Genomic DNA, 16,676 nt, shown 5'->3' on the forward strand with positions numbered 1-16,676 from the left:
ATTTCCCTGAATAAATTAGCCCTTGCTGCCGCCGCTGGTTAAACCGCTAACCAGCGTTTTTTGCAGCCAGATGGCAATAAAAAGAGGCGGAATGGCGGCCAGAATGCCGACGGCGGCGATCAAACCGTCATCGGTGGCACGTCCGGCGGTGAAACCGGCGATGGTCACCGGTAACGTCTGTGCCTGAATATTGCTGGTGAACAACAGCGCGTAAAAAAACTCGTCCCAGGCCAACAACCAACCGAATAACGCTGAGGCGCCCAGTGCCGGTTTGGCCAATGGCAGGGTAATGCGCAACAGCACCTGCCACTGACGCAGTCCGTCCAGCCGCGCGGCTTGCTCGATGTCTATTGGCAGGGCATCGAACTGGTTTTTCAGCATCCAGGTGAGGAACGGCAGGATCAGCGAGCAGTAGACCAGTACCAGACCGATATGGGTGTTCAACAGCGCCAACTGCTGCAAAATAAAGTACAGCGGCAGCACAAAGGCCACGGGGGGCACCATGTAAATGGCCAGGCTGGCAAACAGCCAGCCATCGCGTCCTGGATAGCGTGAAAAGCTGAACGCTGCGGGGATTGCCAGCAATAATGAAATGAGCGTAGCGCCGCAGGCCACCAGCAGGCTGTTGAATAGCGCATGCAGGAACAAGGTGCCCGGCTGGCCTGGCTGCATTGAAAGCAGGCTGTCGTAGCGTGAAAAGTCCCAATGACGCGGCAACCATTCCAGCGGTACACGAGTCAAATCAGCCGAGGAACTGACGCTCATCAGAAACAGCCACAGCATGGGGGCAAGGATTGAAACCGCCAGCAACAGCGCTGCACTGTAGCGCAGTACCAAACGAATTTTACGCTTCATCGGCGAGGCTCCTTCTGCGCTGACGGAACAGCATCAGCATGTACAACGCGATCAGCAGGCCGCATAGCAATGTCATCAACACCGCATGGGCTGCGCCGCTGCCGGCCCGCAGATAGCTGAACGACTCCTGGTAAACGAAGAAGCTGAGGGTCTTGGTACTGTCCATCGGCCCGCCACGCGTCATCACGTAAACGATGTCGAACACTTTGAAGGCATCAATCGTCCGTAGCACCAACGCCACCGCCAGCGGTGCCAGAATGGCGGGCAGGGTGATGGCTTGGAACCGTCGCCAGGCAGTGGCACCGTCCAGTCGCGCAGCTTCGTACAGATCGTCAGGGATGGATTGCAACGCTGCCAGCGTTAGCAGGGTAATCAGCGGGTAGTTCTTCCAAATATCCGCCAGCATCACTGCGTTCAGCGCCGAAGCAGGATCGCCCAGCCAACTGCGATAATGGTCAATCACCCCTAGTTGGGTTAACAGCGCGTTGATACTGCCGTAATCCGGGTTGAAGTTCAGCCGCCACATCGTGGCGTTGACGATGGTGGGTAGCGCCCAGGGCAAGATAACCAACACCCGCAGAACGTTACGACCATAGAATTTCTGGTTAAGCAGCAGCGCAACCAATACGCCAATCACGCCTTCAAATACCACTGACACCACGGTGAAATACAATGTGCGCCACAGTGCAGCCTGGAAATCCGGGTCGGTCAGTGCGTAGAAAAAGTTATCCGTACCGACCCAGGCGGGCGTTACGCCGTCGCCCACCAGCGCCACGTCGGTAAAGCTCAGCCATAGGGTGCGAGCCAACGGCCAGGCGGTTAACAGCAGCATCATCAGCAGCATGGGTGCCAGCAGCACCCATGCCTGACGCCGCTCACGTTGAGGTAAAGTGAGCATCGTCATCGCTTAACGCAGCCGTGCAGCGCTTTGGGTCGCGGCATCCAACCCAGCCTGTGGCGTGACCTTGCCCTGCAAAATTTGCTGCAAATCCTGTTGCAAACCGTTGGACAAGCGGGAGTAGTCAGCGGTTTCAGGGCGCGACAACATCACGTTCAACGATTGTTTGGCGGCGGCGATCAACGGCTCCTGATCCTTCTGCACTGCCGGATCATCGTAGGACGATTTCCAAATCGGCAGGCTCAGCTTGGCGTATTTGTCTTGCACCGGTTGTGAGGTCATATAGCTGATGTACTGCCAGGCCTGATCGGGGTGGGCGCTCGCCTTGGCGATACCAAGCCCCATCGAACCATTAACCGCAGAGACCTGACCTACCACCGATCCCGGAGCCGGGACAATCCCGACGTCACCGGCCACTTTGCTTTGCTTCGGATCGTTAGCCATGTTGTACATGTAGGTCCAGTTAAGGGCGAAGGCTGCATCACCGTTGGAAAACGCCTTGCGCACGTCTTCTTCCAGATACTCGCGGGAGTTTGGGTTGGTCAACCCTTTATCCAGAGACGCTTTCATATAGTCGACAGCTTGCAGTGAACCCGGCGTAGAGAAGGTTATTTTCCCTTGCTGGATAAACTGTCCCTTAAAGGCAGACACCAAGGTGGTGTAGTCGCAAACCAATGCCTCTGCCTGCGACCAGCTCCACACCAGCGGGTATTTGACCACGTTTTTCTGTTTCAGGATTTCTGCCTGTTGTGCCAGCTCCTGCCAGGTTTTCGGTGGGGCAGTGATCCCGGCCTTGGCTAGCATGGCTTTGTTGTAATACAGGTATTTAGTGTCGAGTATCCACGGCATGCCCCAGCGTTTGTCCTTATAGGTAACGGTGGTCATGGCTCCGGCAAAGATCTTGGCGCTGTCGTCGGCACTGATGCGCGAGGTAACGTCCTGCAACAGGCCGAATTTGGTGAATTCCGCCGGCCAGATAGCATCGAACAACACCACATCGTAGCCGTTGCTGCCGGCACCGCGCGCCGCGACGATTTTGTCGTGTAGCGCTTCGTAAGGGACGAATTCCAGGTTAACGGTAATATCCGGATGTTGTTTGCTAAAGTCTGCGGTCATGGCACGGATATCATTTTCGCTGTACGCCGCTTGAGTCATAAACAACGCGTTGATTTGCGTCGGGGCGGCATAGGCAGATGACAGGCTAAGCGCCAGGGCAGAAAGGGTACAGACTGCCGTAGCGGCAAGGGTATGGCTTTTCATTGTGCGTTCTCCGGTGTTGAAAAAGATTCTTAAATCAATTTGATTGCTTTATTGGAGGGCACCATACTGCAAAGACGATTTCCCTTTCTGCATAGGCAGTTATGACGACTTCCGGCACTAACCTTGAACATGCTCGTGCACACAACCGGCGCGTAGTGATAGAGGCTATCCGTCTGCACGGTGAACTGACCCGTGCTGAAATTGCCCGACTGACCTCACTGACGCCGCAAACCGTTTCAAACATTGCAACAGAACTGGAACAGGCCGGAATTCTCTCCTCGCACCTGCCGCGTCGTGCCGGCGGGCGAGGTCAACCGGCCACGCCGTTGACCCTGAACCCAGACAGTGCGTATTCCATCGGCATCCATCTGGATCACCAGTCATTGCTGATCATCGTGGTTGACTTATCAGGCAGCGTTCGTTTCCACCGGCTGATTATGGTGCAAAAGCCGCAACCTGCTGCGACCTTGAAACTGATTTGTGATGTACTGCAAGAAATGCGCCAGCAGCCGGATCTGAGCTGGGGAAAAATGTTGGGGGTCGGTGTCGTGATGCCGGGGCCGTTTGGCGTAGAAGGGATCTCATCTGTCGGGCCGACTACGCTTAACGGCTGGGAAAATATCGATGTAGTGGCTGAACTTAACGCGCAGAGCGGCCTGCCGGTGACACTGGAAAACGATGCTACCGTGGCGGCCATTGGTGAGCGTTTGCACGGTGTAGCCAGGCAGCTTAACTCGTTTATTTATTTGTATCTTGGCACCGGTCTTGGTGCAGGGATTTTCACCGATGGCCGAATTTATACCGGCCATGCGCACAATGCTGGTGAAGTCGGCCACATGATTGTGCAACCGGGGGGGCGGGCGTGTTATTGCGGTAATCAGGGGTGCCTGGAACGCTATGTTTCATTACAGGCGGCCTATGAAAGTTGCGGGCTGGATCCGATGCGCGCTATGCCGCAAGACCTGCTGACGTTACCACAGTCGCAGATCGACGCCTGGCTGGATACGGCGGTGCCGGCGTTACGTCAGGCGATTAACATTATCGAATGCATGTTTGACGCTGAAGCCGTGATTATTGGCGGCCTGATGCCGGAAAGTCTTGTCGAACAACTGATCAAACGGCTCGCGCCATTGCATCGCTCTGTGCGCAGTAAATACCTTGACGGTCTGCGTGTACGACTGGGGACCACCGGTGCGGATACTGCCGCATTAGGTGCGGCGGCATTACCCTTGTTTGATGAGTTTAACCCACGTTATGAAGTGCTATTGAAGTAATAAAACCCATTCCTCCATTTGTATTCTTGCCCAATATTGGTGCGCGCACACAATTAACGCAATATAAGCAAACGGTTGCTATTTAAATGCAACCGTTTGCTTATTCCTGCCTTATTTCCATTGATTCAGAATGTTGTGTAATTTGTTTTTATTGCTTTGTTTTTAAAGATAAATATTCAATAAAAAACCAACTGGCACGCTGATTGCTATTCTTAAATCAACACCTGCGATCGATAAAAAGACCGCGATCATTCCCTGGCCTGAATTGACTCAGCCGGGAGCTGTGCGCTGGTCGGTAAAGAAGGAAAGCAAAATGAGCATCCCATTCACCACGGCAATCCGTGGAAATTTTTTCGATATCACTGCCTGTGTGGATAATCCGCAACAGTTGAGTCAGCAATTACGCCATCTTCCTGACGGATTAATTCTGCTGAATGAAGGCACCATTGCCTGGTTTGGTAGTTGGCAGCAAGGGGAGTCGCTATTGCCGCCGGGATGTGAGGTCACACACTATCAGGACAAACTGATCGTGCCGGGTTTTATCGACACCCATATTCATTACCCACAAACCGAAATGATTGGCGCCTACGGCGATCAACTACTGGCGTGGCTGAAGCGTTATACCTTCCCGACAGAAAGCCAGTTCTGCTGCGAACATCATTCCGACAAGATGTCTGCGTTTTTTCTACAACAACTGTTAAGCAATGGCACAACTACGGCGCTGGTGTTTGGCACAGTGCATCCGCAGTCAGTTGAAGCCTTGTTCAGTCAGGCCGCGGCACTGAATATGCGCTTGATCGCCGGCAAGGTGATGATGGACCGCCACGCGCCGGACGAACTGTTGGAAACCCCGGAACAGAGTTATCAACAAACACGTGCGTTGATTGAACGTTGGCACGGTAAGCAACGGCTGAGCTATGCCATTACACCGCGTTTCGCTCCTACCAGTACACCGGCCTTGTTAACTCAGGTGCAACGGCTGCGTGAAGCCTTTCCAGATGTGTATTTGCACACCCATCTGAGTGAGAACCTCGATGAAGTGGCATGGGTGAAAGAACTGTTTCCGGACAGCCGCAGTTATCTGGATGTTTATCATCAGTATGGAATGACGGGAGAGCGGAGCGTGTTCGCCCATTGTCTGCATTTGGAAGAACAAGAATGGGACTGCTTATGCCAGACCCGGTCGGCGATCGCCTTTTGTCCGACCTCCAATCTGTTCCTTGGCAGTGGCCTGTTCAATATACAAAAGGCCTGGCAAAAACAGGTGAAACTGGGTATCGGCACCGATGTTGGTGCGGGTACCACGTTCAATATGCTGCAAACGCTGGGTGAGGCCTATAAGGTTGGTCAGTTGCAGCGTTATCAACTTTCTGCCTGCGAGGCGTTTTACCATGCCACGCTGGGCGGAGCCCGCGCACTGTCGCTAGAGGATAAAATCGGCAACTTTGACGTCGGCAAAGAGGCGGACTTTGTGGTGCTGGATCCTGCGGTGTCACCGTTGCAGAAGCTGCGCCATGAAAACAGTCGCGAACTGGCGGAACAGCTGTTTGTGCTGATGACGTTGGGAGATGATCGCAACGTTTACCGTACCTACGTCGACGGTAAAGTGGTCTATCGACCAGCTACGCATCAGGAGGCGGCATGATCCAGTTTCTGCTTAATCAAACGCTGAAAATCGAAACTGCGCTCGATCCCAACACCACGGTGCTGAACTATCTGCGTCGCGATCTCGGCCGTTGCGGTACGAAAGAAGGCTGTGCTTCTGGTGACTGTGGTGCCTGTACAGTGGTGCTGGCGGAGCCGGACGGCGAGCAATTGCGCTACCGTAGCGTAAACGCCTGTCTGACCTTTGTCAGCGCACTGCATGGCAAACAGGTGATCACCGTAGAGGATCTGAAACAGCAGGGAGAGTTGCATAGCGTGCAACAAGCGATGGTTGACTGCCATGGTTCACAGTGCGGTTTTTGTACGCCGGGGTTTGTCATGTCGATGTTCTGCCTGCAAAAGAACAGTGAAACCTACCAGCGTGAACAGGCGCAGCATGCGCTGGCCGGTAATCTGTGTCGTTGTACCGGCTACCGACCGATTTTGGCGGCGGCGCAGCAGGCCTGCAATACCAGAACACCTGACAGTTTCGATCGCGACCAGTTACAAACACGGCAGCGCTTACAGGCGATCCGCGCGGCGACTTTGGTGGCGTCTGCGGGAAAACGCTGCCTGTTGCCACAAACCCTCGATGAACTGGCGACGCTTTATCAACAACACCCCCAGGCCAAACTGTTGGCCGGTGGCACCGATCTGGCCCTGGAGGTGACACAACGCCATCAGGATTTACCTTTGATGATCGCCATTGGGCAGATTGACGCGCTCAAACTCGTCAGTTGGCAAGGTGATCGTCTGATCATTGGCGCCGGGGCCACGTTGAGTGACTTATCCCCGCTGCTGGCCAGCTATCACCCGGCCTTTGGCGAGCTGCTGGCGCGTTTTGCTTCGCAACAAATTCGCAATCAGGGCACGTTGGGCGGCAACATCGCCAACGCGTCTCCGATTGGTGATGGTGCACCGCTACTGTTAGCACTGGATGCACAGCTGACTTTACGCTGTGGTAGGGAACGTCGTGAACTGCCGCTGAAGGATTTCTTCCTGGGCTACCGCCAGACCGCATTGCAGCCGGGTGAATTTATTGAAAACATCGTGCTGCCAGCCCGTGCGCCGACTGACTTCCGTGCCTGGAAAGTGTCCAAACGGTTGGAGGATGATATTTCAGCGGTGTGTGGTGCCTTCAATCTGACCATTGAACAAGGCGTCATTCGTGACGCCCGCTTGGCGTTTGGGGGTATGGCTGCAACGCCGAAGCGTGCCTTGCTGAGTGAACAAAAACTGATAGGGCAGCCGTGGCAGCGTGCAACGGTAGAGCAGGCAGCGAAGGCGTTGGCACAGGACTTTACGCCGCTGAGCGACTTTCGCGCCAGTAGCGCCTACCGTTTGCTGGTCGCGCAAAACCTGCTGCGTCGCTATTTCATAGCGCTGACCGAGCCACAGATGGCAATCGAGGTGACCGCTCATGAGTCATAACAAACACAGCGAACAGACGCAGGCACAACTGGCCGAACACTTCCGTCAGTCGTTAACCAGCGGTGTGGGACGGAGTCGTAAACACGAAAGCGCCGACAAACATGTCAGCGGAGAGGCACAATACATTGACGACCGGCTGGAGTTTCCCAATCAATTGCATCTGGCGGCCAAACTGAGCGAACGGGCGCATGGACGTATAGAAAAACTGGATCTGTCCGCCTGTTACGATTTTCCCGGTGTCGTGCGAGTAATCACTTGGCAGGACGTGCCAGGTGAGCTGGATATTGCCCCGTTAACGTATGGCGATCCGCTGTTGGCGAAGGAAGTGGTGGAATATGTCGGACAGGTGATCGCCGTGGTGGCCGCGGAAGATCCTGAGATCGCCTGGCGTGCCGCTCAGGCGGTCAACGTGATCTATCAGGATTTACCTACCCAGTTGGACGTCACGCAGTCTTTGCGTGACGGTTTTGTTGTGCAGGAGGCACATCATCATCAACGTGGTGACGTTGAGGGCGCGCTGGCACAAGCGAAACACCGCATCCAGGGAGAATTGCACGTCGGTGGTCAGGAGCATTTCTATCTGGAAACCCAGATAGCCTCGGTGTTGCCGGTCGAAGACGGCGGCATGCTGGTCTATTCATCAACTCAGAACCCGACCGAGATACAAAAACTGGTCGCTTCCGTGCTCAACCTGCCAATGCACAAGGTAACAATCGACATGCGTCGTATGGGCGGTGGCTTTGGTGGCAAAGAGACCCAGGCCGCAGGCCCTGCGTGCTTGTGTGCCGTGGTGGCGCATCTCACCGGACGACCGGTAAAAATGCGACTTAATCGCCGTGACGACATGTTGATTACCGGTAAGCGTCATCCGTTTTATATTCGGTATGACGTCGGCTTTGACGACAACGGCGTGTTGCACGGCGTGAAAATCGACCTGGCCGGTAACTGTGGTTACTCGCTAGATCTTTCAGGTTCTATCGTCGATCGTGCGATGTTTCACGCCGATAACGCCTATTTCTTGCAAGATGTATTGATTACGGGTCATCGATGTAAAACCCATATTGCGTCCAATACCGCCTACCGTGGTTTTGGTGGGCCGCAGGGCATGATGGCTATCGAAGAGATCATGGATTGTATCGCGCGCTATCTTGCGCTCGATCCACTGGCGGTGCGTAAAACCAACTATTACGGCAAAGATCAGCGCAACGTCACCCATTACTATCAACCGGTGGAGCAGAACCTGCTGCAAGAGATCACCGCCGAACTGGAACACAGCGCCGACTATCAGGCGCGGCGTCAGGCAATTCGGCACTTCAACAGACAAAACCCGATTTTGAAGAAAGGGTTGGCGCTGACACCGGTGAAGTTTGGCATCTCTTTTACCGCCAGTTTCCTCAATCAGGCAGGGGCGCTGGTACTGGTTTATACCGATGGCAGTATTCAACTCAACCACGGTGGTACCGAAATGGGACAGGGACTGAACACCAAGGTGGCACAGATTGTCGCTGAAGTGTTCCAGGTCGAGGTGGAGCGTATTCAAATCACCGCCACCGATACCGGTAAGGTGCCGAATACTTCGCCGACGGCGGCGTCGTCTGGCACGGACTTGAATGGCAAGGCGGCGGAGAACGCAGCCCTGATCATTAAGCAACGTTTGATCGACATGCTGAGCAAGCAGCATCACGTCGATGCTGCGCAGATCACCTTCAATAATGGTCAGGTTAAGGTGGGAGATCACTATTTCAGCTTTGAACAGGTGGTTGAACAGGCTTATTTCAATCAGATTTCACTCGCCAGCACCGGCTATTACCGCACGCCGAAGATTTTCTACGATCGTGACCAGGCCCGTGGCCATCCGTTTTATTACTTTGCCTACGGAGCAGCCTGTGCGGAAGTCATGATTGATACCCTGACTGGCGAATACAAGTTGTTGCGCGCCGATATTCTGCACGACGTGGGCGATTCACTGAATCCGGCGATCGATATCGGTCAGGTTGAAGGGGGATTTGTGCAGGGAATGGGTTGGCTGACCAGCGAAGAACTGGTGTGGGATGAAAAGGGCAAGTTGCTGACCAATGGGCCGGCCAGCTACAAAATCCCGGCGATTGGTGATGTGCCTGCCGATCTGCGAGTCACACTGCTGGAGAACCGTAAAAATCCGGAAGACACGGTGTTTCATTCCAAAGCCGTGGGTGAGCCGCCGTTCATGTTGGGGATCTCGGTCTGGTGTGCAATCAAAGATGCGGTGGCTAGTCTGGCGGATTACCGCCTGCAACCTAACATTGATGCGCCGGCTACGCCAGAGCGCGTGCTGTGGGGCGTACAGCAGATGCTAAGTAGTGACATTGTCACTAATTTGATGCGGGAGAACGGTGATGGATGAGTGGATTGAGGCTCTGGCCGACCTTCGACGGCGCGGAGAGCCCTGTGTGCTGGTGACGCTAGTGGACGAATTGGGCTCCACGCCGCGTAACCGCGGAACTAAAATGCTGGTGACCACAGAACGGGCGGTGAATACCATTGGTGGGGGGCATCTTGAGTTTCAGGCACTGGCGATAGCCCGTGACATGCTTAAACAGGGGACTGCCATGCTGCGGCTGGAGCGTTTTCCTTTGGCGGCGCGGCTGGGACAATGCTGTGGAGGAACCACTAACGTGCTGTTCGAACCGCTGATACTCCCTCGACCACAGATTGCCCTGTTTGGCGCAGGACATGTGGGGCGGGCGTTGGTGAATATCCTTGCCACACTGCCGTGCCGGGTGCATTGGGTGGATGGTCGCGCAGCGGAGTTCCCTGCTGTGATCCCGGCCGGGGTACAACAAGAAGTTTGCGAAGAACCGCTGGAGATCGTCGACGCCATGCCGCCGGGCAGCTATTTCATCGTCATGACCCACGACCACGCGCTGGATCTGGCGCTGGCGGAACGGATTTTACGTCGTGGCGATGCCGGTTACTTCGGCCTGATCGGCTCGCTAACCAAACGCAAACGCTTCGAATATAAATTGGGTCAACGTGGTATCAGTGAACAGATGATTGACGGCATGCGTTGTCCACTGGGTCTGCCGGACGTGAAAGGTAAACTGCCAGCGGAAATTGCTGTGGCGGTGGCTGGGGAAATTATTGCCTGTTATGGGCGCTCACACGCTTAGTCAATCTTGGCATAATTTCCCTGCTTCAGTACGGGACATTGGATGCTTTTTGCTATTTATAAATAAATTAACGAATGGCGATATTAATTAATTTACAAAATCGCCATTGTTGTTAATTAACTAACGGTATGTTTTATATTTAAATTAAAAATCGTTAAGCCAGTCACAAGTTCCCATCAATAATTTTGCGGTTTCAATTCCCTCTATGTATATCTCTATTCATTAACATATTAATGATGAGTCTTGCGTCATGGCGCAGACATCGAAAACGTGCCGGTCGGTGCCAGTGCCCACGCCGTCTGGTCTGAGAAAACGCCAGTCAGGAGCAGGTATGAATTCCTTTACCGTACAAGAGAGTGCTGAACAGCCAACGGAAAGCGATCATGTCATTATCCGAAAACTGTTCAGACGTCTTATTTCTTTCTTATTTATCTTGTTTGTATTTTCTTTTCTCGACCGGATTAATATCGGTTTTGCCGGATTGACTATGGGCAAAGATCTTGGCTTGAGTGCCACGATGTTTGGCTTGGCAGCCACGCTTTTTTATATTACTTATTCGACATTTGGAATTCCGTCCAATGTCATGTTGGGGATTGTTGGCGCCCGACGCTGGATTGCGACCATTATGGTGTGCTGGGGAGTAGCGTCCACCCTGACAATGTTCGCAACAGGACCACTATCACTTTACGCTCTGCGGATGATTGTGGGTGTCGCAGAGGCCGGCTTCTTCCCCGGTATCATGCTGTATCTCACTTACTGGTTCCCGGCTTACTACCGGGCTCGTGCCAATGCACTGTTTATGGTCGCTATGCCGATCACCATGATGCTGGGCTCCATCCTCTCCGGCTATATTTTGGCGTTGGACGGTGTAATGAACCTGAAAGGCTGGCAGTGGTTGTTCTTGCTGGAAGGGCTTCCTGCGGTGGTGTTGGGCGTCGTGACTTGGCATTTTTTGGATGATGGCCCGCAGCAAGCGAACTGGTTAACCGCTACAGAAAAGGTGCGGCTGGGCGAAATGCTTGCGGCAGAGCAAGACAGAGGTGTCGCCACAGCACAACGGCTCGGTCTGCGCTCGGTGTTCACGCCTGTAGTAGTGTTGTACGCACTGGCCTACTTCTGTCTGACCAATACCCTGAGCGCGATTAATATCTGGACCCCACAAATACTGCAGAACCTGAACCAGGGCAGCAGTAATCAAACCATTGGTCTGTTGGCGGCTATCCCACAGTTTTGTACCGTTCTGGCAATGGTAGGGTGGAGTCTACGCTCCGACCGTTATCGAGAACGTAAATTTCACACTTGGTTCCCTTTTGCCGTTGCGGCAGCAGGTTGGTTGGTGACGATCATCTCTGCCCAGCCATTTTGGCAACTTACCGGAATTATTCTTGCGTCTGCGGGTTCCTTCACCGCCATGGCAATCTTTTGGACAACCCCAGATCACGTGATCGCCGCGCCATCGCGCGCGCTAGCCATTGCACTGATATGCGCGATCGGCAATCTCGGCTCGGCATTCAGTCCGGTGCTACTGGGCGTTCTGCATGACATGACAGGCAGTTTTTCTGCCGGGATTGGTGTGATGGGTATATTGCTGTTAGTGGGGGCCGCAGTGATCACGGTTATCCCGATGACGGAAACACCTTTACCGAAGGGCAATGCATCAGACTCGGTGTTCAGACCTCGTTGAGGCAACCCGCAGCTGATTGGATAGGTTAACAACGGAGAGGTAATGATGGGAAATACAGCAACCACCGGTCAGACCATGGTTCGCTCGCTTATCGCGCATGGCATAGATACGGTATTTGGTATCCCGGGTGCACATATGTACGATTTCAATGATGCCCTGTATCAACAGCGGGAGCAGATTCGATTCATTCACACTCGTCATGAACAGGGCGCGGGCTATATGGCTTATGGCTATGCCAAATCTACGGGACGCATCGGTGCTTATACCGTGGTACCCGGCCCAGGCGTGCTTAACTCCGGAGCAGCATTGTGTACCGCTTATGGTGGCAACACCCCAGTATTGTGTCTGACGGGCAATATCATGTCCCACCTGATTGGTCAGGGGCGTGGGCAATTGCATGAGTTGCCGGACCAACTCAATACACTGAGTGGAATAACCAAGGTCGCCCGTCGGGTCAACCATGTAACCGAAGCCGCTCCGGAAATGGCCGAGGTGATCGGCCATATGTTGTCGGGACGACAAGGACCCGGCGCTATCGAAGCCCCGTGGGATGTATTCGGCATGCAGGGGGTGGAGACGGAGTTACCCTTAGCCAATCTGCGCCCGGCGCCGGCGATCAATCCTGCGGCGATAGAGGCGGCGGCGAGCCTGATAGCACAGGCTAAAAATCCGCTCATCATGGTTGGCGGTGGTGCCGTAGCGGCAGGGGACGCAGTGGCCGAACTGGCTCGGCGATTACAAGCTCCGGTGACGTCACATCGTTCCGGTAAGGGTGTGGTGCCTGACGACTCGCCTTATGCGCTTAACTTTGTCGCGGGCTTCGACTATTGGCAACAGACCGATCTGTTAATCGGTATTGGCAGCCGGCTTGAACTGCAATTTATGCGCTGGCGCTGGCTGCCGAAGAATTTGAAAGTGATACGCATTGATATTGACCCAACCGAAATGGTCAGGCTCAAACCAGACGTCGCTGTTGTCGCGGATGCACAACAGGGTGTTGAGGCGTTATTAGCGGCACTGCCGCCCGTGCAGCCGGTGGATCGGCGTGCGGCGCTGAGTCGGTTGAACCAGCAGGCCAGAGAGCGTTTCTCCTGTGTACAGCCGCAGGTTGATTACCTTAATGCCATTCGCGCTGCGTTGCCGAGGGATGGTTTTTTTGTAGAAGAAGTCAGCCAGGTAGGTTTTACCGCTCGTTTCGCTTTTCCGGTGTATGAGCCGCGTCATTATGTGACCTGTGGCTATCAGGATAATCTGGGGTTTGGCTACAACACGGCACTGGGCGTCAAAGTGGCGCATCCAGATAAGGTGGTTATCTCAGTGTCCGGTGACGGCGGCTTTATGTTCGGGGTGCAAGAGCTGGCAACGGCAGTGCAACACGGCATCAATGTGATCGCCATCGTGTTCAATAATGGCGCTTATGGCAATGTGTTACGCGATCAGCGGGATAGTTACCAGGGGCATTACCTGGGGTCTGAGCTAACAAATCCGGACTTTGTCAGACTGGCGGAAAGTTTTGGTGCCTTGGCCTATCGTGCGACGACCCCTGATGAACTTAGAGTGCGGTTGGCGGAAGCGATAAACGCCGAACGTCCCGTGGTGATCGAGGTGCCTGTTGAGAGAGGATCAGAAGCCAGTCCTTGGCCGTTTATCCACCCTCAAGCACCGCAGTAACATGCGCAAAATTAGGCAGGTATCACGTGTAACGCTCGCGCTATTGAGCCTTTTTTGCAGCCAAAGGCTCAACAGTGCTGAAACGAAGGCACTTAGTGCACAGAGTAACAGCAGTGACGGCAAGCTTTACGGCGTGATGCCGACACCATAGTGAAATGGCATTGCGTGCCGTGCTGGCGGGGGTAGGATTCGCCATTTTGTCTGAACCAGCCTGTCGACATTTTTGGACGATGGCAGAGTGCAGCAAATATCACTGGCGTTGCCGTCTGCGCCGTTGCTGTTATTTGCCTGCCAAAACATGGGCGCTGTTGGACTTTATAAAACAGCGGCTCGATGTCGACCGAATCTTCTAATCACTTGTTTTTGCTCAAACTGCCAACTGCGCCTAAGCTAGGATGTGACTCAAGGGGAGATGAGCTTCCCGCGACATTATTCTGTGAACATGGAGGAGTTTCGATTTGATGCGTTTATCAACATTGGTGCTGGCGATCGGCATGGCGCTGGGTACCCAGGCACAAGCAGAAGAGACCAACTCGCACGCGGATCATAGCGCGTTGCCAAGCGGCCAGGCGAAGGAGGCTACCGTGACCGGCGAAGCCAACAAACACGACAATAAAAAGAACGAAAACCCGTTCTTCTACCAAAGTCGCCTGCCATTCCAGGCGCCCCCCTTCAATGAGATCAAAGAAAGTGACTATGCGCCGGCGATTGACGCCGGTATTAAGCAAAAGTTGGAAGAAGTGGAGAAGATCGCCAACAATCCAGCCAAGCCTGACTTTAAAAATACCTTCGTAGCCTTGGAGCAAAGTGGCGCATTGTTGTCGCGAGTGATGAATGTGTTTGGCGCCATGACTTCGGCCAACACCAGCGACGCATTACAGAAGCTGGATGAGGAAAGCTCACCGAAGCTGGCAGCGTTGGACGATGCCATTATGCTCAACAGTAAACTGTTTGCACGCATCAAGGCTGTTTATGAACAGCGTGACGCGTTAAAACTGGATCCTGAATCACGTCGACTGGTGGAAGTGACCTACAAGAACTTTGAGTTGGCAGGGGCTAATCTGTCTGATGCTGATAAAACCAAGCTGAAGGCACTGAACCAGGAAGCGGCAACGCTGAGCACTCAGTTTTCCAACAAATTACTGGCAGCGACCAAAGACGGCGCGCTGGCTATCGCCGATAAAGGCAAGCTGGACGGCCTGTCGGAAAGCGAACTGGCCGCCGCAGCCCAGGCAGCCGGTGAACGTAAGCTGGATAAACAATGGTTGTTGGTATTGCAAAACACCACCCAGCAACCAGAGCTGCAGAGCCTAAAAGATCGTGATACCCGCAAAGCACTGTTTGATGCGTCCTGGAATCGGGCTGAAAAAGGGGATGCTAATGACACACGCCAGACTATCGCTCGTCTGGCCAAGGTCCGTGCTGAACAGGCCAAGCTGCTAGGCTTCCCAAATTATGCTGCCTGGAAACTGCAAAACCAGATGGCCAAAACACCGGATGCCGCGCTGAGCTTTATGCGTAACATCGTCCCTGCGGCGACGGCCCGGGCCGAACGTGAAGCCAAAGACATTCAGGCCGTGATCGACCAGCAGAAAGGTAGATTTAAAGTCGAAGCCTGGGACTGGCAGTTCTATGCAGAACAGGTCCGTAAAGCAAAATATGACCTTGATGAGTCGCAGATCAAACCTTATTTCGAACTGAATAACGTGCTGAACAACGGCGTGTTCTATGCTGCGAATTTGCTGTACGGCATCAGCTTCGAAGAACGCAAAGATATCCCGGTTTACCAACCGGATGTGCGGGTTTATGAGGTATTCGATAAAGACGGTAAATCATTGGCATTGTTCTATACCGACTTCTTTAAGCGCGACAACAAGGGCGGTGGCGCCTGGATGAGCAACTTTGTTGAACAGTCGAAGCTGAAAGGCACCAAACCGGTGATTTACAATGTTGCCAACTTTACCAAGCCTGCGCCGGGCCAGCCTGCATTGCTGTCATATGACGATGTGATCACCATGTTCCACGAGTTTGGTCATGCGCTGCACGGCATGTTCGCCGATCAGGAATATCCAAGCCTGTCTGGTACCAACACGGCGCGTGACTTTGTGGAATTCCCATCACAGTTCAACGAGCATTGGGCCCGCGATCCTAAAGTTTTCGCGCACTTCGCCAAGCATTACAAAACCGGTGAAGCGATGCCGCAAGAACTGGTCGACAAAATCAAAAAAGCCGACAAGTTCAACAAAGGCTATGACATGACCGAGCTGCTGTCTGCGGCGCTGTTGGATATGCACTGGCACATGTTGAGTGCTGATCAACCGCAACAGGACGTGGATAAGTTCGAAGCCGAATCGTTGCAAAAAGACAAGATCGATCTCAGCTATGTACCGCCGCGCTACCGTTCCAGCTACTTCAAGCACATTTGGGGTAACGGCTATGCTGCCGGTTATTACGCCTATCTGTGGACCGAAATGCTGGCGGATGACGCTTTCCAGTGGTTCACCGAACACGGTGGCCTGACGCCAGAAAACGGCCAGCGTTTCCGCGACATGGTGTTGTCACGTGGCAACAGCCAGGATCTGGAAAAACTGTACATCGACTGGCGTGGTCAAGCACCAAGTATCGAACCCATGCTGATTAACCGTGGTTTGAAAGACCAGTAATAGGTTACGTTGGGTGCTGAGGCTGTTTGATGCTATACCCGTTGTCAGACGTTTAACCAAGTTCGTTATTAGGGAGAGCGTGCCGAAGGGGTCGTAGCAGCTTTAGCTGCCGGAGTCGCCCCTCGGTGCGCTAGGCCCGGGTATCTC

General features: G+C 53.8%; 11 protein-coding genes. 8 read left to right on the forward strand and 3 right to left on the reverse strand.

The window, feature by feature from the left end:
- Positions 1–15 precede the first annotated feature (15 nt).
- From SGR01S_RS00190 to SGR01S_RS00200, 3 genes are read right to left on the reverse strand one after another with little or no spacing between them, the layout of a single operon-like run.
- A complete protein-coding gene (locus SGR01S_RS00190) occupies positions 16–855 on the reverse strand; it encodes a carbohydrate ABC transporter permease (protein ID WP_061806138.1) in 840 nt (279 codons plus the stop codon).
- The gene (locus SGR01S_RS00195; RefSeq protein ID WP_061806253.1) at positions 845–1,753 is read right to left on the reverse strand and encodes a carbohydrate ABC transporter permease; all 909 of its coding nucleotides are present in this window, start codon (positions 1,751–1,753) and stop codon (positions 845–847) included. The genes SGR01S_RS00190 and SGR01S_RS00195 overlap by 11 nt, the downstream gene beginning before the upstream one ends.
- Before the next feature lie 9 nt (positions 1,754–1,762).
- Positions 1,763–3,013: an extracellular solute-binding protein gene (locus tag SGR01S_RS00200; protein ID WP_061806139.1), complete on the reverse strand. Its 1,251-nt coding sequence runs from the start codon at positions 3,011–3,013 to the stop codon at positions 1,763–1,765.
- A 101-nt stretch (positions 3,014–3,114) separates the two neighbouring features.
- Here SGR01S_RS00200 and SGR01S_RS00205 point away from each other — a divergent pair, with 101 nt between their 5' ends.
- The 8 genes from SGR01S_RS00205 to dcp all read left to right on the forward strand — a co-directional run bounded on the left by SGR01S_RS00205 (position 3,115) and on the right by dcp (position 16,529).
- Positions 3,115–4,287 (forward strand): ROK family transcriptional regulator, encoded by a 1,173-nt coding sequence (locus tag SGR01S_RS00205; protein ID WP_061806140.1) that lies wholly within the window; start codon positions 3,115–3,117, stop codon positions 4,285–4,287.
- Positions 4,288–4,600: 313 nt separating this feature from the next.
- Positions 4,601–5,932, forward strand: a complete 1,332-nt coding sequence (guaD, locus tag SGR01S_RS00210; RefSeq protein ID WP_061806141.1) for a guanine deaminase — start codon at positions 4,601–4,603, stop codon at positions 5,930–5,932.
- The gene (xdhA, locus tag SGR01S_RS00215) at positions 5,929–7,362 is read left to right on the forward strand and encodes a xanthine dehydrogenase small subunit (RefSeq protein ID WP_061806142.1); all 1,434 of its coding nucleotides are present in this window, start codon (positions 5,929–5,931) and stop codon (positions 7,360–7,362) included. Before guaD ends, xdhA begins: the two co-directional genes overlap by 4 nt.
- Positions 7,352–9,745: a xanthine dehydrogenase molybdopterin binding subunit gene (gene xdhB / locus SGR01S_RS00220; protein ID WP_061806143.1), complete on the forward strand. Its 2,394-nt coding sequence runs from the start codon at positions 7,352–7,354 to the stop codon at positions 9,743–9,745. Before xdhA ends, xdhB begins: the two co-directional genes overlap by 11 nt.
- Positions 9,738–10,511 carry a xanthine dehydrogenase accessory protein XdhC gene (gene xdhC, locus SGR01S_RS00225; protein WP_061806144.1) on the forward strand — a complete coding sequence of 258 codons (774 nt, stop codon included), beginning with the start codon at positions 9,738–9,740 and terminating at the stop codon, positions 10,509–10,511. Before xdhB ends, xdhC begins: the two co-directional genes overlap by 8 nt.
- A gap of 331 nt (positions 10,512–10,842) precedes the next feature.
- Positions 10,843–12,195 (forward strand): 4-hydroxyphenylacetate permease, encoded by a 1,353-nt coding sequence (gene hpaX / locus SGR01S_RS00230; protein WP_061806145.1) that lies wholly within the window; start codon positions 10,843–10,845, stop codon positions 12,193–12,195.
- 42 nt (positions 12,196–12,237) lie between these two features.
- Positions 12,238–13,866 carry a thiamine pyrophosphate-dependent enzyme gene (locus tag SGR01S_RS00235; protein ID WP_255212207.1) on the forward strand — a complete coding sequence of 543 codons (1,629 nt, stop codon included), beginning with the start codon at positions 12,238–12,240 and terminating at the stop codon, positions 13,864–13,866.
- Between the two features lie 461 nt (positions 13,867–14,327).
- Entirely contained in the window at positions 14,328–16,529 is a 2,202-nt protein-coding gene (gene dcp / locus SGR01S_RS00240) for a peptidyl-dipeptidase Dcp (RefSeq protein WP_061806146.1), read from the forward strand.
- The last annotated feature ends 147 nt before the right edge of the window (positions 16,530–16,676 follow it).

Source organism: Serratia grimesii NBRC 13537 (assembly GCF_001590905.1).
In the GTDB taxonomy this organism is placed as follows: domain Bacteria; phylum Pseudomonadota; class Gammaproteobacteria; order Enterobacterales; family Enterobacteriaceae; genus Serratia; species Serratia grimesii.

What these genes read in the sequence shown, in the direction of transcription:
- SGR01S_RS00195 (WP_061806253.1), bottom strand. Translation starts at nt 1,753, where the DNA reads ATGCTCACTTTACCTCAACGTGAGCGGCGTCAGGCATGGGTGCTGCTG.
- xdhB (WP_061806143.1), top strand. Translation starts at nt 7,352, where the DNA reads ATGAGTCATAACAAACACAGCGAACAGACGCAGGCACAACTGGCCGAA.
- guaD (WP_061806141.1), top strand. Translation starts at nt 4,601, where the DNA reads ATGAGCATCCCATTCACCACGGCAATCCGTGGAAATTTTTTCGATATC.
- dcp (WP_061806146.1), top strand. Translation starts at nt 14,328, where the DNA reads ATGCGTTTATCAACATTGGTGCTGGCGATCGGCATGGCGCTGGGTACC.
- SGR01S_RS00190 (WP_061806138.1), bottom strand. Translation starts at nt 855, where the DNA reads ATGAAGCGTAAAATTCGTTTGGTACTGCGCTACAGTGCAGCGCTGTTG.
- SGR01S_RS00205 (WP_061806140.1), top strand. Translation starts at nt 3,115, where the DNA reads ATGACGACTTCCGGCACTAACCTTGAACATGCTCGTGCACACAACCGG.
- SGR01S_RS00200 (WP_061806139.1), bottom strand. Translation starts at nt 3,013, where the DNA reads ATGAAAAGCCATACCCTTGCCGCTACGGCAGTCTGTACCCTTTCTGCC.
- xdhC (WP_061806144.1), top strand. Translation starts at nt 9,738, where the DNA reads ATGGATGAGTGGATTGAGGCTCTGGCCGACCTTCGACGGCGCGGAGAG.
- hpaX (WP_061806145.1), top strand. Translation starts at nt 10,843, where the DNA reads ATGAATTCCTTTACCGTACAAGAGAGTGCTGAACAGCCAACGGAAAGC.
- SGR01S_RS00235 (WP_255212207.1), top strand. Translation starts at nt 12,238, where the DNA reads ATGATGGGAAATACAGCAACCACCGGTCAGACCATGGTTCGCTCGCTT.
- xdhA (WP_061806142.1), top strand. Translation starts at nt 5,929, where the DNA reads ATGATCCAGTTTCTGCTTAATCAAACGCTGAAAATCGAAACTGCGCTC.